Origin of the sequence: Mycobacterium sp. MS1601, from assembly GCF_001984215.1 — a bacterium.
Classification (GTDB): domain Bacteria; phylum Actinomycetota; class Actinomycetes; order Mycobacteriales; family Mycobacteriaceae; genus Mycobacterium.
In genome coordinates this window covers 4047282-4065988 of the sequence record NZ_CP019420.1, presented here as the reverse complement: position 1 = coordinate 4065988, position 18707 = coordinate 4047282, and the positions used below count along the sequence as shown (strand labels likewise).

The 18707-nt window shown below is 67.4% G+C and carries 16 protein-coding genes and 2 pseudogenes; 5 read left to right on the top strand and 13 right to left on the bottom strand.

Annotated elements, in window-relative coordinates:
• Positions 1–8: 8 nt before the first annotated feature.
• The 9 genes from BVC93_RS19785 to clpS are packed head-to-tail and all read right to left on the bottom strand — an operon-like array spanning position 9 to position 5925.
• Positions 9–782, bottom strand: a complete 774-nt coding sequence (locus BVC93_RS19785) for a cyclic nucleotide-degrading phosphodiesterase (RefSeq protein WP_083738958.1) — start codon at positions 780–782, stop codon at positions 9–11.
• 60 nt (positions 783–842) lie between these two features.
• Positions 843–1655 (bottom strand): glutamate racemase, encoded by an 813-nt coding sequence (gene murI, locus BVC93_RS19780; RefSeq protein WP_083738957.1) that lies wholly within the window; start codon positions 1653–1655, stop codon positions 843–845.
• A complete protein-coding gene (locus BVC93_RS19775; RefSeq protein WP_083738956.1) occupies positions 1652–2293 on the bottom strand; it encodes a rhomboid family intramembrane serine protease in 642 nt (213 codons plus the stop codon). The genes murI and BVC93_RS19775 overlap by 4 nt, the downstream gene beginning before the upstream one ends.
• Before the next feature lie 7 nt (positions 2294–2300).
• Entirely contained in the window at positions 2301–3269 is a 969-nt protein-coding gene (locus tag BVC93_RS19770) for a cysteine synthase (RefSeq protein WP_083738955.1), read from the bottom strand.
• Entirely contained in the window at positions 3266–3550 is a 285-nt protein-coding gene (locus tag BVC93_RS19765; RefSeq protein ID WP_083738954.1) for a MoaD/ThiS family protein, read from the bottom strand. Before BVC93_RS19765 ends, BVC93_RS19770 begins: the two co-directional genes overlap by 4 nt.
• Before the next feature lie 14 nt (positions 3551–3564).
• Entirely contained in the window at positions 3565–3945 is a 381-nt protein-coding gene (locus tag BVC93_RS19760; RefSeq protein WP_442929097.1) for a Mov34/MPN/PAD-1 family protein, read from the bottom strand.
• A 34-nt stretch (positions 3946–3979) separates the two neighbouring features.
• A complete protein-coding gene (locus BVC93_RS19755; RefSeq protein WP_083738952.1) occupies positions 3980–5017 on the bottom strand; it encodes a P1 family peptidase in 1038 nt (345 codons plus the stop codon).
• Positions 5017–5595: an oxidative stress transcriptional regulator AosR gene (gene aosR, locus BVC93_RS19750; RefSeq protein WP_083738951.1), complete on the bottom strand. Its 579-nt coding sequence runs from the start codon at positions 5593–5595 to the stop codon at positions 5017–5019. Before aosR ends, BVC93_RS19755 begins: the two co-directional genes overlap by 1 nt.
• A 6-nt stretch (positions 5596–5601) precedes the next feature.
• Complete coding sequence (clpS, locus tag BVC93_RS19745) at positions 5602–5925, bottom strand: ATP-dependent Clp protease adapter ClpS (protein WP_192860404.1); 324 nt, start codon at positions 5923–5925, stop codon at positions 5602–5604.
• A 100-nt stretch (positions 5926–6025) separates the two neighbouring features.
• Here clpS and BVC93_RS19740 point away from each other — a divergent pair, with 100 nt between their 5' ends.
• From BVC93_RS19740 to BVC93_RS19730, 3 genes and pseudogenes are all read left to right on the top strand, one after another.
• Positions 6026–7273: a nicotinate phosphoribosyltransferase gene (locus BVC93_RS19740; RefSeq protein ID WP_236950464.1), complete on the top strand. Its 1248-nt coding sequence runs from the start codon at positions 6026–6028 to the stop codon at positions 7271–7273.
• A 71-nt stretch (positions 7274–7344) separates the two neighbouring features.
• Positions 7345–9249: an ATP-dependent DNA helicase gene (locus tag BVC93_RS19735; protein ID WP_157516994.1), complete on the top strand. Its 1905-nt coding sequence runs from the start codon at positions 7345–7347 to the stop codon at positions 9247–9249.
• Between the two features lie 38 nt (positions 9250–9287).
• Positions 9288–10726 (top strand): annotated as a pseudogene (locus tag BVC93_RS19730) (neutral zinc metallopeptidase).
• 44 nt (positions 10727–10770) lie between these two features.
• On the opposite strand, the gene BVC93_RS19725 reads toward BVC93_RS19730, so the two are convergent.
• Positions 10771–11622, bottom strand: coding sequence for a Vgb family protein (locus BVC93_RS19725; protein WP_083741177.1), 852 nt, complete (start codon positions 11620–11622; stop codon positions 10771–10773).
• Between the two features lie 185 nt (positions 11623–11807).
• Here BVC93_RS19725 and BVC93_RS19720 point away from each other — a divergent pair.
• Positions 11808–13908: pseudogene (locus tag BVC93_RS19720) on the top strand (alpha-1,4-glucan--maltose-1-phosphate maltosyltransferase).
• A gap of 13 nt (positions 13909–13921) precedes the next feature.
• On the top strand, positions 13922–16114 hold the full coding sequence (gene glgB, locus BVC93_RS19715; RefSeq protein ID WP_083738947.1) for a 1,4-alpha-glucan branching protein GlgB: 2193 nt from the start codon (positions 13922–13924) through the stop codon (positions 16112–16114).
• Here glgB and BVC93_RS19710 read toward each other — a convergent pair whose 3' ends face one another.
• The 3 genes from BVC93_RS19710 to BVC93_RS19700 form a co-directional block, all read right to left on the bottom strand.
• Positions 16115–17044 (bottom strand): tetratricopeptide repeat protein, encoded by a 930-nt coding sequence (locus BVC93_RS19710; protein ID WP_083738946.1) that lies wholly within the window; start codon positions 17042–17044, stop codon positions 16115–16117. It abuts the gene before it with no gap.
• 13 nt (positions 17045–17057) lie between these two features.
• The gene (locus BVC93_RS19705; protein ID WP_083738945.1) at positions 17058–17432 is read right to left on the bottom strand and encodes a DUF3817 domain-containing protein; all 375 of its coding nucleotides are present in this window, start codon (positions 17430–17432) and stop codon (positions 17058–17060) included.
• A gap of 81 nt (positions 17433–17513) precedes the next feature.
• Positions 17514–18692, bottom strand: coding sequence for an acetyl-CoA C-acetyltransferase (locus tag BVC93_RS19700; RefSeq protein ID WP_083738944.1), 1179 nt, complete (start codon positions 18690–18692; stop codon positions 17514–17516).
• Positions 18693–18707: the final 15 nt, after the last annotated feature.

Genomic DNA, 18707 nt, shown 5'->3' with positions numbered 1-18707 from the left:
CGCAAAACTCAGGCGGCTCGCACGTCGAACGTCTCGCCGCACACCACGGCGCGGACCGGTCCGTCGAACTCTGCCTTGGCCTCGCTGATGACGTCCTCGCGTGACGTCCACGGCGGAATGTGGGTCAGGAGGAGTTCGGCGACGTTGGCCTTGGCCGCGATCTGGCCTGCTTCGGTCCCGGACAGGTGCACTGCATGGGGCCGATCGGGTGCGTGCGTCCATGACGCTTCGCAGAGGAACACGTCGGCGTCGCGGGCCAGGTCCACCACGGCGTCACAGATCCCGGTGTCACCGCTGTACACCAGCGTCGCCCCCGACGGGTCGGTGAAGCGCATGCCGTAGGACTCGGTGGGGTGGGAGACCAGTCGCGGCTGCACGGTCAGCTCGCCGTACTCCACCGTCTGTCCGTCGACCCACTGATGCACGTCGAAGATGTCGCTGAAGTCGTCGATCTCGGTACCTTCGGGCGACGATGCCGCACCGAGCCGGAACCAGGTGTCCGACGGCCCGTACATCAGGGCGCGGCCGACGGGCGGGTTCGGATGGTAGCGCCGCCACACGAAGAGGCCGGGCAGATCCAGGCAGTGGTCGGCGTGCAGGTGTGACAGCAGCACACTCACCTCGCCGGGATCGGCATACCGCTGCAGCGCACCCAGCACTCCGCCGCCGAAGTCGATCACCGCAGGAGGGGTGCCCGGCGCATTCAACAGATATCCGGAGGCGGGCGAATCAGGACCCACCACACTGCCAGAGCAGCCGAGGACAGTGATTCGCACGGTCATCAGCTTGCCATGCCCAATAACACCGCGGAGAAAACATCGCCGCATCGCTGCGAGAGAAAATCAGCCGGATGCGGCGACGTGCCGCTGTACCGGGACAACGCCGGTCACCGTCGGCCCCAGGAAACGCGCCGCGAGCGCCAGGAACGCGTCCGGATCACCCGTCGCCTCGAACCGCCGGTCCACAGCGTCACTCGGCGGCCGCAGCAGGTCTGCCTCGGTCAACACCCGCAACAGGTCCTTGGCCGTCTCCTCCGCGCTGGACACCAGCGTCACCTGATCGCCCATAGCCAGCTGGATGAGGCCAGACAGCAGCGGATAGTGGGTGCAGCCCAGCACCAGGGTGTCGACATCGGCGCGCTGCAGCGGTTCCAGATAGCCCTCGGCGAGTCCGAGCACCTGCCGTCCACTGGTGACGCCACGTTCGACGAAGTCGACGAACCGTGGGCACGCCACCGCGGTGATCCGGGTGTCGCGGGCCGCGGCGAAAGCGTCCTGGTAGGCGTGCGAGGTGATGGTGGCCTGCGTTCCGATGACGCCGATGCGGCCGGTGCGGGTGGTGGCGACCGCCCTGCGCACGGCGGGCAGGATCACCTCGATCACCGGCACGTCGTAGCGTTCGCGGGCGTCGCGCAGGCAAGCTGACGACGCGGTGTTGCAGGCGATCACCAATGCCTTGACCCCTCGGGCCACCAGGTCGTCCATGATGGCCAGCGCGTGCGCGCGGATCTCGGCGATGGTCAGTGGGCCGTATGGTCCGTTGCCGGTGTCACCCACGTAGATCATGTTCTCGTGCGGCAACTGGTCGATGATCGACCGCGCCACGGTCAGTCCCCCGACGCCGGAATCGAACACTCCGACGGGTGCATCGGTCACGGCGTGACCGGGCGCCGAAGTTGACGCGTCTTGCGCTCCGGCTTGGACAGCAGGTAGGCCGCCACCACGCCGGCGACCGCGCCGCACAGGTGGCCCTGCCAGGACACCCCGAACGTGCCGGGCAGCACGCCCCACAGGATGCCGCCGTAGACGAACAGCACGACGATGCCGATGGTGATCTGCACGGCGCTGCGGACGAAGAATCCGAACACCAGCAGGAAGGTCAGCCAACCGAAGATCAGCCCTGACGCGCCGATGTGGTTGGTCTCGTACTGCGAACCGAGGTCGCCGATGAGCCAGGTGCCGATGCCGCCCAGGATCCAGATGATGGCCGTGGCCCAGATGAAGCGCGACATGCCGGCCAGCGAGACCAGGAACCCGAGCACCAGGGCGGGCACGGTGTTGGCCACCAGATGCGCCCAGTCGGCGTGCAACAGCGGCGCGAAGATGATGCCCTTGAGGCCGTCGCTTTCCAGCGGGCGAATCCCGTTGCGGTCCAGGGAGTGCCCGGAGAGCTGATCGAAGATCTCGATGACGTACAGCAGCACCACGAAGGACACCACAGTGGCCCCACCGACCACCCAGCCGGGCCGTTTCTTCGGCTGAGGTTGCTGTGTGTATCCCAGTGGCTGGTTCACCTGATGATCACGCCCATAGCTGCCCTTCCAAAGCGTCTTCCGCTTCGTCCAGGCTACCGGCGTAGGCGCCGGTCGACAGATACTTCCACCCGGCGTCACACACCGTGAACACGATGTCGGCCTGCTCACCGGCCTTGAGCGCCTTGGCGCCCATGCCGAGCGCGGCGTGCAGGATGGCCCCGGTGGAGATGCCGGCGAAGATGCCTTCCACCTGGACCAGTTCGCGGGTGCGCTTGACAGCCTCGAACGCGCCCACCGAGTAGCGGGTGGTCAACACCTCGGGGTCATACAGCTCCGGGACGAAGCCCTCGTCGATGTTGCGCAGCGCGTACACCCCCTCGCCGTAGCGAGGTTCAGCGGCGACGATCTGCACGCCGGGTACGTGCTCCCGCAGGAACCGGCCGGTGCCCATGAGGGTGCCCGTGGTCCCCAGGCCCGCCACGAAGTGGGTGATCTCCGGCAGGTCGGCCAGGATCTCCGGACCGGTTCCGTAGTAGTGCGCGTCGGCGTTGGCGGGGTTGCCGTACTGGTAGAGCATCACCCACTCGGGGTGCTCGGCGGCCAGCTTCTTGGCCGTGGCCACCGCGGTGTTGGAACCACCCTCGGCCGGGCTGAAGATGATCTGCGCGCCGTAGAGCTCCAGCAACTGTCTGCGTTCGATGGAGGTGTTCTCCGGCATCACGCAGATCAGCTGGTAACCCTTGAGCTGCGCGGCCATCGCCAGCGAGATGCCGGTGTTGCCGCTGGTGGGTTCCAGGATGGTGTCACCGGGTTTCACCAGGCCGTCGCGTTCGGCCTGTTCGATCATCCGCAGCGCGGGCCGGTCCTTGATGGATCCGGTGGGGTTGCGGTCTTCGAGCTTGGCCCAGAGCCGGACATGCGGTCCGTCCTCGGTCGCCGCCCAGCGCGGCGAGAGCCGCTGCAGCCCCACGATCGGGGTGTTGCCCAGCGCCTCGAGCAGCGAGTTGTATCTCATGCCCCACCGGCGACAGCCGGCAGGATGGTCACCGAGTCGCCGTCGGAGATCGCGGTGTCCAGGCCGCCGGAGAAACGCACGTCCTCGTCGTTGACGTAGATGTTGACGAACCGGTGCAGCTTGCCTGCGTTGTTGGGATCGACAAGACGCTCGGAAATACCCGAGTAGTTGGCTTCCAGGTCGCTGATCACGGCCTGCAGCGTGGCGCCGTCGGCGCTGACACGCTTCTCGCCACCGGTGTGGGTGCGCAGGATGGTCGGGATCGACACGGTTACTGACATGTGGCTGGACCTTTCTAGTACTGCTCGACGACGGTGACGGGTTCCTCGGTGACCACCCCGTCGAGGATCCGGTAGCTGCGCAGCTCGTGCTGCTCCGGATCGCGGGTGGACACCAGCACGTAGTGCGCCTCCGGTTCGGAGGCGAAGGAGATGTCGGTGCGGCTGGGGTACGCCTCGGTGGCGGTATGCGAGTGGTAGATCACGACGGGAACCTCGTCGTTGTCGTCCATACCGCGCCAGACCTTGAGCTGCTCGCCGGAGTCGAACCGGTAGAACGTGGGCGAACGCTCGGCGTTGACCATGGCGATAAACCGCTCGGGACGGTCCGATCCTTCCGGGCCGGCGATCACGCCGCACGCCTCGTCGGGATGGTCCGCGCGGGCATGGGCCACCATCGCGTCGACCAGGTCGGCACGAATCGTCAACACTTCAGTTCCTTCCGGCGAATGCACCAGGCAACATGCCACGGTAGGTCGGTATTCCGGCGACCGAGGAAGCGGCCAGCACTCCGGTCAGCACGGCCACCGCCAGACAGTCCGCCGCGGCGGCTCCCAGGGCAGCCACCAACTTGGTCTCCGGCGACATGTGAGCCGGGATGGCGGAGACGTCGGGTGGCACCTCGACAGCACCGGTGGCCAGCCCGAACACGGTGTCTCCGTCGATCGGGGTGTGTGCCGGGCGGATGCTGTGGGCCAGCCCGTCGTGGGCGGCGACCGCCATCCGCTGGCACGCGGCGGGGCTCAGCGCCGCATCGGTGGCCACCACCGCGATGGTGGTGTTGAGCGGTCCGAGTTCCCGGTCGCGTTCGGCGAGCGCGGCGATCTGGTCGGCCGGTGGCGGCACCAGGCCGAACTCCTTGATCAGGTGCGCCATCCAGGGCAGGCCCGTGTCGGGGTCCACGACGTTGCCTGCCGCGTTGACGGCGACGACGGCACCGACCGTCACCCCGAGTTCCGGCAGGGTCAGCGAAGCAGTTCCCAAGCCGCCCTTGAGCACTCCGGCACGCGCACCGGTGCCCGCCCCTGCCGTGCCGAGATCGAAAGCCGTACCCGCCGATGATGCCGCGGCATAACCGAATTCAGCACCGGGGCGGCACTGCCAACCACCGACCGGCAGGTCGAAGATCACCGCGGCAGGCACGATGGGCACTACCCCACCGTCCATGGCGACACCGCGGCCCTGCTCCTCGAGCCAGGTCATCACACCGTCGGCGGCCGCGAGGCCGTAGGCGCTGCCGCCGGTGAGGACCACTGCATCGACATAGCGCACACTGTTGGCCGGGTCCAGCAGATCAGTCTCCCGACTGCCCGGCGCGCCACCGCGGACGTCGACCGCACCGACGGTGCCCGGGGGCGCCACGATCACCGTGGTGCCCACGGCCCAGCCCGAGCCGAGCTCGGCGTCGTGGTCGAGGCGCTGGTAATTGCCCACCAGGATTCCGGCGACATCGGTGATCGAGCCCGTCATCACTTCCCCATCAGGCTCAGCACCAGGTACTCCTGCAGCACGGTCAACCATTGATAGACGTCCAGGTGCCCGGCCATCGGATGGTTGGGAGATAGCGCGTCCGGACCACCCGGGCCGATGTCGAGCATGGTGCCCAGGGCCAAGCGCACATCGTTGACGGATGCCACCCAGGCTTGCGCGTCGTCCTCGGAGAGCTCAAAACGCCCCCCACTCTGCGGGCATGTGTCCAGAACCCGTTGTGCTGCTTGGCGTTTGGTGTCGATGATCTCCGGTTCATGCAGACTGCGCAGCGCGCTGTTCAGGCTCTCAGCGGCCGCCGAACCGGCAGGATGGTCGTTCTGCGGGCGGAAGAAGTCGGGCAGTAACCGGCCGAGTGTGGCGTCTTCCGGGGCGGCGGTGTGCCCTGTGCGCATCCCGGTGATATCAGCGAGTTCGTCTCTGGGCGCTGACGATTCCCGGTCGTCGAGCATGCCCACCAAAGACGTCACCATGTTCTGCAACAACGCAGCTTCGTGCGGTTCGAGGGCGGACCGAAACCGAGGACCGTCGGCGGTAGCCACCCGCTTCCATTTACGCACCGTGCGTCAGCGGTCCTGCTGCATGGTGGCCCACAGCCCGGCTGCGTGGAGCTTGGAGACGTCGACTTCCATCGATTCCCGCGAGCCCGACGACACCACTGCCTTGCCCTCGTTGTGCACCTGCAGCATCAGTTCCGTCGCCTTCGGTTCGGAGTAGCCGAACAGCTTCTGCAGTATGTAGGTCACGTAGTTCATCAGATTCACCGGGTCGTCCCAGACGATGGTGACCCACGGCCGCTGATTGGCGTCGAGTGTCGCGTCCACGGTCTCGACCTGTTGTTGCCCGGCAGACCCCGGTTTGGTCGATGCTGGCGCAGCCATGGGTATCAGAATAGCGAGCCCTGCACGCGCCGGTCACCGGCTGCCCACCCGAGGCGTTAGCGTATTGACCGTGACGGTGGCGCTGCTGACCGACAAGTACGAGCTGACGATGCTGTCGGCGGCCTTGCGTGACGGCACTGCCGGGCGCCAGACCACTTTCGAGCTGTTCGCCCGCCGCCTTCCGCCCGGCCGTCGCTACGGCGTGGTGGCGGGCACCGGCCGCTTTCTGGAAGCACTGGGCCAGTTCACCTTTGACACCGGAGCCCTGGACATGGTGTCGGAATTCCTCGATCCCGACACCCTGCTGTTCCTGCGGGACTTCCGCTTCGCCGGCGACGTGGACGGCTACGCCGAAGGCGAGCTGTACTTCCCGGGGTCGCCGGTGCTGACGGTGACCGGCACCTTCGCCGAGTGCGTGATGCTGGAAACGCTGGCGCTGTCGATCTTCAACCACGACGCCGCCATCGCGTCGGCGGCGGCCAGGATGGTCACCGCCGCGCAGGGCCGCACGCTCATCGAGATGGGCTCACGCCGCACTCACGAACGTGCCGCGGTGGCCGCTGCCAGGGCCGCCTACATCGCGGGTTTCCACGGCTCGTCGAATCTGGAGGCACAGCGGCTGCACGGGGTGCCCGCGCTGGGCACCAGCGCCCACGCGTTCACGATGTTGCACACCACCGAGGACGGCCCCGATGAGCTGGCCGCGTTCCGCGCCCAGGTGGACGCACTCGGCGTCGGCACCACACTGCTGGTCGACACCTACGACGTCACCAGCGGGATCGCCAACGCCGTCGCCGCGGCGGGCCCTGAACTGGGGGCGGTGCGTATCGACTCCGGCGACCTGGGGGTGCTGGCTCGCCAGGCCAGGGTCCAACTCGACGAACTGGGCGCCACGGGCACCAAGATCGTGCTGTCCGGTGATCTCGACGAGTACTCCATCGCCGCACTGCGCGCCGAACCGGTGGACAGCTACGGCGTCGGGACATCGGTGGCCACCGGGTCGGGTGCACCCACCGCGGGAATGGTCTACAAGCTCGTCGAGGTGGACGGCATCCCGGTGCAGAAGCGCAGTAGTCACAAGGAATCCCACGGCGGCCGCAAGAAGGCGGTGCGCTACTCCAAGGCGTCCGGCACCATCCTCGAAGAGGTGATCTACCCGGCCGATGCCCCGCAGACCGACAGCAGGCCGGCGCGGCTGCTGACGGTTCCGCTGGTTCGCGGCGGAGACCTGGTGGCCGGCGATGATCTGGCCAAGGCCCGCGCTCTGGTGGCCGAGGGGCTGACCAGCATCCCGTGGGAAGGGCTGAAGCTCTCGGCCGGTGAACCCGCCATCCCGACCCGGGTGATCGCGCCCTGAAAAACGTCACCGAACTGCTGACCCAGGCCGTCGCCGCACTCGGAGGCACCGAACGCAGCGGTCAGATCGAGATGGCCGAAGCTGTCTTTCGCGCGTTCGACACCGGCGAGCACCTGGCGGTGCAGGCCGGGACCGGTACCGGCAAATCGCTGGCCTACCTGGTTCCCGCGCTGGCCATGGCCGCGGACGAGCGAGGTCCGGTGGTGGTGTCCACCGCCACCATCGCGCTGCAGCGCCAGCTCGTCGACCGGGACCTGCCCCGACTGTCGGCGGCGCTGGCCGAGGTGTTGCCACGCGAGCCCACCTTCGCCCTGCTCAAGGGGCGGTCGAACTATGTGTGCCTGAACAAGATCCACAACGGAGCGGCCGACGAGACCGACACTCCCCCACAGGAACTCTTGTTCGAGCCCATGGCGGCCTCGGCGCTGGGCCGTGACGTCGCCCGCCTGACCGAGTGGGCGTCGCAGACCCGTACCGGCGACCGCGACGAGGTGAAGCCAGGAGTCCCGGACCGGGCCTGGTCGCAGGTCAGTGTGTCCGCCCGCGAGTGCATCGGCATGGCGCGCTGTCCGTTCGGCACCGAATGCTTCTCGGAGAAGGCCCGCGGCAAGGCGGCCCTGTCCGATGTCGTGGTCACCAACCACGCACTGCTGGCCATCGACGCCATCGCCGACGCCAACGTGCTACCCGAACACGAACTGCTGGTGGTCGACGAGGCGCACGAACTCGTTGACCGGGTGACCGCAGTGGCCACCGGCGAGCTGACCGCCACCGCACTCGGTGTTGCCACCCGGCGCGCGGCGCGCCTGGTGGGCCCGGAGCTGACGTCACGGCTCGACGCCGCCGTCGCGGTGTTCACCTCGGCCATCCACGACGCCGAACCCGGCCGCATGGACCACCTCGACGACGAACTCGGCACGTATCTGACCTCGCTGCGCGACGCTGCCTCAGCTGCCCGCGAGTCGATCGATCCCGCCCCACGTGACCCGCAGGCGGCCGCCGCCCGCACCGAGGCGATCGCGGCGCTCAGCGAGGTCGCCGACACCGCCACCCGCGTGCTGGTGTCCTATCAGCTGCCGCTGACCGAACGACACGACATCGTGTGGCTGGACCGCGAGGAGAGCCGTGGATCGGTGCGCTCGATCCTGCGGGTGGGTCCGCTGTCGGTGGCCGGCCTGCTGCGCACCCGGCTGTTCGCCAGGGCGACGGCGGTGCTGACGTCGGCCACCTTGACCTTGGGCGGCAACTTCACCGCCATGGCGGGGGCCTGGGGGCTGGCCGGCGAGGATGCCCCGAAATGGCGTGGCCTGGACGTGGGTTCACCGTTCGAGCACGCCAAATCCGGCATCCTCTACATCGCCAAGCACCTGCCGCCGCCGGGGCGCGACGGGGTGAGCTCTACCGAGCAGCTCGACGAGATCGAGGGGTTGATCACCGCGGTCGGCGGCCGGACGCTGGGACTGTTCTCGTCGATGCGGGCGGCCCGCGCCACCGCAGAAGCCATGCGCGAGCGTCTCGACACCCCGGTGCTGTGCCAGGGTGAGGACGGGACGGCGGCGTTGGTGGAGAAGTTCGCTAAGGACCCGGCGACGTCGCTGTTCGGCACACTGTCGCTGTGGCAGGGCGTCGACGTGCCCGGACCGTCGCTGTCGCTGGTGCTGATCGACCGCATCCCGTTCCCACGTCCCGACGACCCGCTGCTGACCGCGCGGCAGCGGTCCATCGGTGCGCGCGGCGGCAATGGTTTCATGGCCGTGGCCGCCAACCACGCCGCGCTGCTACTGGCCCAGGGCGCGGGCCGATTGTTACGCAGTACCGATGACCGAGGCGTGGTGGCCGTCCTCGATTCCAGGATGGCGACCGCCCGCTATGGCGGCTATCTGCGCTCGTCGCTGCCGCCGTACTGGACCACCACCGACCCGGCAAAGGCCAGGCTGGCGCTGGGCCGGTTGCGCGCAAGTCTCGACAAGCGCTGACATCGCTATCCTGGCTGTCACCCAGCGAGAGGTGGCCCATGGGTCTGCGATGTGTCCTGTCGAGCACCGTTCTGGTCACGGGTGTCGCGGTGCTGAGCGCCTGCTCCACGATGCTGGCAGGCACTCCGGTCTCGGTGTTCGCCGATCCGTTCAAGGTCGCAGGCATGCAGGCCGTGGACGGCCCCACCGGGTTGCGACCCGACGCCGAGCCCCCACCCGCGAGGTCGAGGGCACCGACGGCAGCCGGATCGACGAGATCGCCGCCCAGTCCATCAGCGACATCGAGCAGTTCTGGCAGGGTGCCTTCGGCGAGACCTTCGCCGGCGAGTTCACCCCGGTGTCAGCGTTGATCTCCTGGGATCCCGACGACTACGACGGCGTTTTCTGCGGGATGGAGACCTACGGATTCGCCAATGCCGGATTCTGCTCCCGAGACCGCAGCATCGGTTGGGACCGCACACTGATGCTGCCCGCCCTGCGTGATGCCGGCGGCGACGCCGCCATCACGATGGTGCTGGCCCACGAATACGGGCACTCGATCCAACGCCAGGCCAAACTCAACAAGCGCGGCACCCCGGTGCTGGTGGGCGAACAGCAGGCCGACTGCTTCGCCGGGTCCTATCTGCGCTGGGTCGCCGAGGGCAACTCTCCCCGGTTCACCCTGAGCACCGGCGACGGTCTGAATGCCGTGTTGGCCAGCGTGATCCTGTTCCGCGACCCGCTGCCGTCGGAGGACGACCTGTACAGCTCCGGGGCCGGTGACGAGCACGGGTCCGCGTTCGAGCGGATCTCGGCGTTCCAGTTCGGCTTCACCGACGGCCCTGCAGCATGTGCGGCCATCGACGCCAAGGAGGTGGCGCAGCGGCGCGGCGATCTGCCGGTGGCGCTGCAGAGTGGGCAAACCGGTGAATGGCCGGTGTCGGAGGAGTCGGTGCGCGCCTTCCACGAAGCGATGAAGATCCTCTTCCCTCTCGATGATCCGCCCGAGCTGAGCTTCGGTGCCGCGGACTGTGCAAATGCCCGGCCCAGCCCGCCAGCGTCCTACTGCCCGGCCACCAACACCGTCACGGTGGACCTGCCTGCGCTGGAGGAGCTGGGCGCCGCCAGCAGCGAGGAGGAGTTCTCCGCCCTCTCCGGCGACAACACGGCCTATTCGGTGCTCATGTCGCGGTACATGATGGCCGTCCAGCACGCGCACGGCGGCCTGGTGCTCGACAACGCCACCGCCGGGTTGCGCACCGCGTGCCTGACCGGGGTGGCCACCACCAAGCTGACCGAAGAAGTGGAGACACCCGACGGCAACACCGTGGCGCTGACAGCGGGCGATCTGGACGAGGCGGTGGCCGGGCTGCTCACCAACGGGCTGGCCGCCGGTGATGTCAACGGCGAGCCGGTGCCCGCGGGCTTCTCCAGGATCGACGCATTCCGGGTGGGAGTGCTCGGCGACCAGGATCGGTGCCTGAAACGCTTTCCCTAGCCGGCCGTCGACGTGCCGGGCAGAACCGGCCGGTCACAAAGAGATCAGACAGGTAGCCGCACCACGTATCCGGACTCCAGCGCCACCCACGGGGCACCGTCGGCGTCGACTGCCAGGCCGTGCGGCTCGCTGCCGGACGGCAGGTCGAAGGTGACGATCTCGCCGTCCGCGCTGACCCGGGCCAACTGGTCGGCCTCCCACAAGCTGACCCAGACACCGTCGGCCATGTCGGCGACGACGGCGTGGGGCTTGCCGGGCAGGTCGATCTCCTGGATGGCCTCGCGCAGCGGGATCCGCCCCAGCTTGCCGGCGCGGATCTCGGTGAACCACACGGCGTCGTCGTGGGTGGCGGCGATGCCCACCGGGCCGGCGTTCGGGGTCGGCAACTCTCTGACCGTCGATTTCCCCGTACGCGGATCCAACCGGGCGATGGCACCACGTTGGTTCAGGGTGCACCACAGGGCATGGTCCGGACCGGTGATGATCATCGACGGCATCCCGCCCACCCGGTATTCGTCGGTGACCGTGCCCTCAGCGGTGAGGCGGCCGACGGTGCCCAGTTCGGTGGTGGTGAACCACAGTGCATCGTCCGGTCCGAGCGTCAGACCGAACGGGGCGCTGCCGGCAGTCAGGTCGACGAAGCGCATGTCGCCCGCGGCGCGGACGCGTCCGATGCGGTCGGTGCCCGCGCAGGTGAACCACATGGCACCGTCCGGGCCCGCGGTGATGATCGACGGCTTGCTTTCCGGCGCCACCGTGAAACGCGTCACGGTGCCTGCCCTGTCGATGCGCGCGACATCCCCGCTGTGCACCAGGGTCACCCACATCGCACCGTCGGGTGCCGCTGCCAACGCGTACGGCCCGCCGTCCACAGCCACGGTCAATGCTCTGCTCACACCGCCCCGCGCCTCCACACGTCGACACCCTACTGGCGGTGCCCGACACCGGCGAGAACCCTCCATTCCCTTGGACGGCCTTCGGACACTACGGTTGAGGAGGACGCGAAGTGGTTAACCGAAGAACCAGTCAGGACCATCAAGACGGCAATTCCCGCGCGGACTCGCACCGCGCCTTAGACGCCATGAGGAGAGCTCGGGTGCCAGGTCGCATCGAGATCGACGACGTCCAGCCTGTCATTTCCGGCGGGAAGTTCCCGGCAAAAGCCGTGGTGGGAGAGGTAGTTCCCGTGTGCGCCACGGTGTGGCGCGAAGGCCACGACGCAGTGGCCGCAACCCTGGTGGTGCGTTACCACGGCACCTCGTACCCACAGCTGGTCGCAGGCCCGGCGCTCAGCGCCCAGCCGGCCGAGCCGGTTCCCATCGACCAGATCGTCTCCCCGTCGCCGCGGGTGAAGCCCCAGCGGTTGCCCATGTCGATGGGACGCACCCCCGATGTCTTCCACGGCCAGTTCGTGCCCGACGCGGTGGGCCTGTGGACGTTCCGGGTGGATGGCTGGGGTGATCCCATCGCGACCTGGCGCAAGGCCATCACCGCCAAGCTCGAAGCCGGCCAGACCGAGGCCGAGCTGTCCAACGAGATGCTGGTCGGCGCGAAACTCCTGGAACGCGCCGCCGCCGGTGTGCCCCGCCAGGACCGCTATCCGTTGATCCAGGCCGCCGCCAAGCTCCGCGAGCCGGGTGATCCGCTGGAGCGCGCCGCACCGGCCCTGTCGCCCGAGGTGGCAGCACTGGTGGACACCTATCCGCTCCGCGAACTGGTGACGCGCGGTGACCAGTACGGCGTCTGGGTGGACCGCACCGAAGCACGCTTCGCCTCGTGGTATGAGTTCTTCCCCGCTCCACCGGCGGCTGGGACTCCGACGGAAACCCCGTGCACGGCACCTTCACCACGGCCATCAAGGCGTTGCCCAGGATCGCGAAGATGGGCTACGACGTGGTGTACCTGCCACCTATCCACCCGATCGGCAAGGTGCACCGCAAGGGCCGCAACAACACCGTCACCGCCGCTCCCGGCGATGTCGGTTCGCCGTGGGCCATCGGCAGCGACGAAGGCGGGCACGACGCCATCCACCCCGAGCTGGGCACGCTGGAGGACTTCGACGAGTTCGTCTCCGCCACGAACGACCTCGGCATGGAGGTGGCCCTGGATCTGGCGCTGCAGTGCGCACCGGATCACCCGTGGGCCAAGGATCACCGGCAGTGGTTCACCGAACTACCCGACGGCACCATCGCGTACGCGGAGAATCCCCGAAGAAGTACCAGGACATCTACCCCATCAACTTCGACAACGATCCGGCGGGCATCTACAACGAGGTGCTCCGGGTGGTGCTGCACTGGGTCAGCCACGGGGTCAAGACATTCCGGGTGGACAACCCACACACCAAGCCGCCGGACTTCTGGGCCTGGTTGATCGGCCGGGTCAAGAACGTCGATCCCGACGTGCTGTTCCTGGCCGAGGCATTCACCAGACCCGCTCGGCTGTACGGCCTGGCACGCCTCGGTTTCACCCAGTCCTACAGCTACTTCACCTGGCGCACCGCCAAGTGGGAGATCACCGAGTTCGGCGAGCAGATTGCCGAACGGGCCGACGAGGCGCGCCTGAACCTGTTCGTCAACACGCCCGACATCCTGCACGAGAGCCTGCAGAGGGGCGGGCCCGGCATGTTCGCCGTGCGCGCGGTGCTGGCGTCCACCCTGAGCCCGGTGTGGGGCGTGTACTCGGGATACGAACTGTTCGAGCATGTTCCGGTGCGTGAGGGCAGCGAGGAGTACCTGAATTCGGAGAAGTACGAGCTGCGTCCGCGCGACTTCGACACCGCACTGGCCGAGGGCCGGTCGCTGGAGCCGTTCCTGGCCCGCCTCAACGAGATTCGTCGTGTCCATCCGGCTCTGCGGCAGATGCGCACCATCACGTTCCACCACATCGAAAACGACGCATTGCTGGCCTACAGCAAGTTCGATCCGGTGTCCGGCGACTGTGTGCTGGTGGTTCTCACCCTGAACACCTTCGGTCCCGAGGAAGGCACCCTGTGGTTGGACATGAGTGCGCTGGGTATGGAGAACTACGACAGGTTCTGGGTTCGTGACGAGATCACCGGTGAGGAATACCAATGGGGTCAGGGCAACTATGTCCGCATCGACCCGGCCCGAGCAGTGGCGCACGTGGTGAACATGCCCATCATTCCGCCCGACAAGCGCGCCGCCCTGCTACGCCGCGAGTGAAAGGAACACCAGAATGACTCGCACGGAGATTGCCAGTAAGCACCTGGCACCGGATCCATCCGACCTGCAACGCTTGGTGTCAGGCACCCATCACGACCCGCATTCCATCCTGGGTGCTCATGAATATGACGACCACACCGTCATCCGTGCTTTCCGCCCGCATGCCGGAGAAGTGGTGGCGGTTGTCGGCACGGTGCGATACCCGTTGCAGCACATCGACTCCGGCCTGTTCGCGGTGGCCCTGCCGTTCACCAACCTGATCGACTACCGGCTGGAACTGACCTACGGCAGCGACACCTTCACCGTCGCCGACGCCTACCGCTTCCTGCCGACGCTCGGCGAGATGGATCTGCATCTGTTCTCCGAGGGTCGGCACGAGCAGTTGTGGACCGTGCTCGGCGCACACCGCCGCTCCTTCACCACAGCCGACGGCGCCGTGGACGGCGTGTCCTTCGCGGTGTGGGCGCCCAACGCCAAAGGCGTGAGCGTCGTGGGCGACTTCAACCACTGGGACGGCCAGCAGTCGCCTATGCGGGTGCTGGGTTCCACCGGTGTCTGGGAGCTGTTCTGGCCCGGGTTCCCCGACGAAGGCCTGTACAAGTTTCGCATCCACGGCGCCGACGGCAGCGTGGTCGACCATGCCGACCCGATGGCCTTCGCCACCGAGGTGCCGCCGCAGACCGCTTCGAAGGTGTACACCAGCCAGTACGTGTGGTCCGATGCCGACTGGATGACCAAGCGCGCCAACGTCAATCCGGTGTTCGAGCCGATGAGCACCTACGAGGTGCATCTGGGTTCGTGGCGACCCGGCCTGAGCTATCGGCAACTGGCCGACGAACTCACCGCCTATGTCGTCGAGCAGGGCTTCACGCACGTCGAGATGCTGCCGGTCGCCGAGCATCCGTTCGGTGGTTCCTGGGGTTACCAGGTGACGTCCTACTATGCGCCGTCGTCACGTTTCGGCGCACCCGATGACTTCCGGTATCTGGTGGACAGACTGCACCAAGCCGGCATCGGCGTCATCGTCGACTGGGTGCCCGCTCACTTCCCCAAGGATTCGTGGGCACTGGGCCGGTTCGACGGCACGCCACTCTACGAACACGGCGACCCCCGCCGCGGCGAGCAACTTGACTGGGGCACATACGTTTTCGACTTCGGCCGCTCCGAGGTGCGCAACTTCCTGGTGGCCAACGCGCTGTACTGGCTGCAGGAATATCACATCGACGGTCTGCGTGTGGACGCGGTTGCCTCCATGCTGTACCTGGATTACTCACGCCCCGAAGGCGGTTGGTCGCCCAACAAGTACGGCGGCCGCGAGAACCTCGAAGCCGTGCAGTTCCTCCAGGAGATGAACGCCACGGTGCACAAACTCACCCCGGGCATCGTCACGGTGGCCGAGGAGTCGACGTCGTGGCCGGGTGTCACCCGTCCGACCAACCTGGGTGGCCTCGGTTTCTCGATGAAGTGGAACATGGGCTGGATGAACGACACCTTGGCGTTCATCGCGCGCGACCCGATCTACCGCAGTTTTCACCACCACGAGATGACCTTCTCGCTGCTGTACGCCTTCAGCGAGAACTTCGTACTGCCCATCAGCCATGACGAGGTGGTGCACGGAAAGGGCACGTTGTGGGGCCGGATGCCCGGCAATGATCACGTGAAGGCCGCCGGGCTACGCAGCCTGCTGGCCTACCAGTGGTCACACCCGGGCAAGCAATTGCTGTTCATGGGCCAGGAATTCGGCCAGCGTGCCGAGTGGTCCGAGGAGCGCGGGGTCGACTGGTTCCAGTTGGGCGAACAGAGCTTCTCGACCGGTATCCAGACCCTGACCCGCGACCTCAACAGCATCTACACCAGCAGGCCCGCGCTGTGGACCCAGGACACCAAACCAGAGGGCTACTCCTGGATCGACGCCAACGACTCGGGCAACAATGTGTTGAGCTTCCTGCGGTTCGGCAACGACGGCTCCGTCATGGCGTGCATCTTCAACTTCTCCGGTTCCGAGCACAGTCGCTACCAGGTAGGTCTGCCGCACGCAGGTAGGTGGCGCGAGGTGCTCAACACCGACGCCACCATCTACAACGGTGCCGGCGCGGGCAACATGGGCGGCGTCGACGCCACCGAAGATCCGTGGCACGGTCGGCCGGCCTCGGCGGTGCTGGTGCTGCCCCCGAACTCCGCGCTGTGGCTGGAGCCCGAAAGCTAGTCAGTACAAAGCGTTCGCGAGGTTGCGGCGCCCGGCGATGACATCCGGATCGGCGGGGTCGAACAGATCGAACAGTTCGATCAGCCGGGTCCGCACCCGGGTGCGGTCATCGCCCGCGGTGCTGCGCACCAGCGCGGTCAGGCGGGCGAATGCGGCGGCGACCTCCTGAGACAGCACCAGGACGTCGGCCGCGGCGAACGCGAGGTCGATGTCTTTCGGCGACGCGTCGGCCAGCGCGACGGCGTTCTGCGGGTGTGCGGTGGCACGGGTCAGGAAGTCGATCTGCCGAACTGCGCCCTTGGCTTCGACGTGAGCGGGGTCGCTGTCGAGGATCGCCTGGTACGCAGCCTTGGCGGCCGCGAAGTCGCCGGCGTCGAGGTGTTCGCGGGCCGCGGCAAGGGCAGGGTCCACCTGCTCCGGTTCGCCGTCGGCGGTGCCGCCGCTGAGCTTGCCCGCCGTGGCACTGAGCAATTGGTCGATCCAGCTGCGCAGCTGCTCGGGCGCCTGCATGCCCTGGAAGCTGGCCAATGGCTGCCCGGCGGCCAACGCCACCACAGTGGGCACGGCCTGTACGCCGAATGCCTGCGCCACCCGCGGCGTGGTGTCGACGTTCACCGTGGCCAACGCCCACTTGCCGCCGTCCTGCGCCTCCAGAGCGGCGAAGATCTCGACCAGCTGGGCCGAGGAATCACTGCGCGGGGTCCAGAGGACGACGACAACCGGGATCTCGTTGGAGCGCGCCAGGACAGCCGATTCGAAGTTCGCCTCGGTCACCTCGACTCCCGACGCGGGCTCGGGCGCCCCGTCCGGCGAACCGGGTGCGGGTTGTTGAGCTCGCTGCTTGAGCCCCGAGAGGTCTACCGCTCCCGCCATGGATGCGGCGAATGCGGCCCCGGCCGGGGGCCGCCCTGAAGATCCAGGTCTGGTCACGCCCTCAAGTCTGTCACGTCGCTTCGGGTGCGGGCCGCGCTGGTCCGATGCCCGACGACTGCCCTTCGACAGCGCCGAGACGACCGGTCCTGTCCGCCCATATGAGGAAGATCACACTGCCCAGTGGCACGATGCTACCCAGCAACGCCAGCAACCATGTGACGACGCTCCACTTGTAGGCGATTCCGGCGAACAGCGCAGCCACCAGGAAGGCAATGAAGATGCCCCCGTGCACGGGTCCGAAGATCTTCACGCCGATCTCGGTCTGCGGGGTTCCGACGTACTTGAAGAACATCCCCACCAGCAGTCCGATCCAGCTGGCCGCTTCCAGAAGTGCGACCAGCCGGAAGCGTCCCGCGGTGGTCCGAAGGTCATATGCGCTCGCCATGGCCCCTATTGTGCCTGAGCCCCGACACAGCTACTACTGAGCGTCGTAGAAGTGGTGAAGTGCGAACGCGGGCAGCAGCACTCAGGCCCGCAGGATCAGTGCGTCACCCTGGCCGCCCGCACCACACAACGCGGCGACCGCGTACCGGCCTCCGTTGCGCTTGAGCTCCAGCGCCGCATGCAGGGTGATCCTGGCTCCGGACATGCCGATCGGATGCCCGACGGCGATGGCGCCACCGTTGGTGTTCACCTTGTCCAGATCCACGCCGAGTTCCTTGGCCGAGGCCAGCGACACCGCGGCGAAGGCCTCGTTGATCTCGATGACGTCCAGCTGGTCCACCGAGATACCTTCGCGGGCCACCGCCTTCTTGATGGCATTGGCCGGCTGGCTCTGCAACGTCGAGTCGGGGCCGGCCACCACCCCGTGTGCCCCGATCTCGCACAGCCACTCCAGCCCCAGCTCTTCGGCTTTGGCCTTGCTCATCACCACCACGGCGCAGGCGCCGTCGGAGATCTGCGACGCCGAGCCGGCGGTGATGGTGCCGTCTTTGCGGAAGGCCGGACGCAGGCCCGACAGTGATTCGGCCGTGGTGTTGGCACGCACGCCCTCGTCCTGCGTGAACTCGATGGGGTCGCCCTTGCGCTGCGGGATGGACACCGGCACCACCTCGTCGGCGAACACCCCGTCCTTCCAGGCCGCCGCCGCCCGCTGGTGCGACAGGGCAGCAAATTCGTCCTGCTCAGCGCGGGTGAATCGATCAACGTCATTGCGCTGCTCGGTCAGCGCACCCATCGGCTGGTCGGTGAACACGTCGTGCAGACCGTCGTAGGCCAAGTGGTCGAGCACCGTGACGTCGCCGTACTTGTACCCGGCGCGGCTGTCCATCAGCAGATGCGGTGCCTTGGTCATCGACTCCTGCCCACCGGCCACCACAACCTCGAACTCACCGGCTCGAATCAGCTGGTCAGCCAAGGCGATTGCATCGATTCCCGACAAACACATCTTGTTGATCGTCAGCGCCGGGACGTCCCAGCCGATACCGGCGGCCACGGCGGCCTGGCGGGCGGGCATCTGGCCCGCGCCCGCGGTGAGCACCTGACCCATGATCACGTAGTCCACGATCGAGGCATCCACGCCGGCCTTGTCCAACGCGCCCTTGATCGCGACGGCACCCAGATCCGAACCCGAGAAATCCTTCAGCGAACCCGACAGTTTGCCGATCGGAGTGCGGGCTCCAGCAACTATCACCGACGTCGTCATTGAGGTCCTCTCGAG

Bases quoted from the DNA above. Each gene is read 5' to 3' on its own strand.
- BVC93_RS19765 (WP_083738954.1), bottom strand. From the start codon at position 3,550: ATGTCAGTAACCGTGTCGATCCCGACCATCCTGCGCACCCACACCGGT.
- BVC93_RS19760 (WP_442929097.1), bottom strand. From the start codon at position 3,945: ATGGTGGCCCATGCCCGCGCGGACCATCCCGACGAGGCGTGCGGCGTG.
- BVC93_RS19735 (WP_157516994.1), top strand. From the start codon at position 7,345: ATGGCCGAAGCTGTCTTTCGCGCGTTCGACACCGGCGAGCACCTGGCG.
- BVC93_RS19755 (WP_083738952.1), bottom strand. From the start codon at position 5,017: ATGACGGGCTCGATCACCGATGTCGCCGGAATCCTGGTGGGCAATTAC.
- BVC93_RS19705 (WP_083738945.1), bottom strand. From the start codon at position 17,432: ATGGCGAGCGCATATGACCTTCGGACCACCGCGGGACGCTTCCGGCTG.
- BVC93_RS19770 (WP_083738955.1), bottom strand. From the start codon at position 3,269: ATGAGATACAACTCGCTGCTCGAGGCGCTGGGCAACACCCCGATCGTG.
- BVC93_RS19700 (WP_083738944.1), bottom strand. From the start codon at position 18,692: ATGACGACGTCGGTGATAGTTGCTGGAGCCCGCACTCCGATCGGCAAA.
- BVC93_RS19740 (WP_236950464.1), top strand. From the start codon at position 6,026: ATGCTGTCGGCGGCCTTGCGTGACGGCACTGCCGGGCGCCAGACCACT.
- glgB (WP_083738947.1), top strand. From the start codon at position 13,922: ATGACTCGCACGGAGATTGCCAGTAAGCACCTGGCACCGGATCCATCC.
- BVC93_RS19785 (WP_083738958.1), bottom strand. From the start codon at position 782: ATGACCGTGCGAATCACTGTCCTCGGCTGCTCTGGCAGTGTGGTGGGT.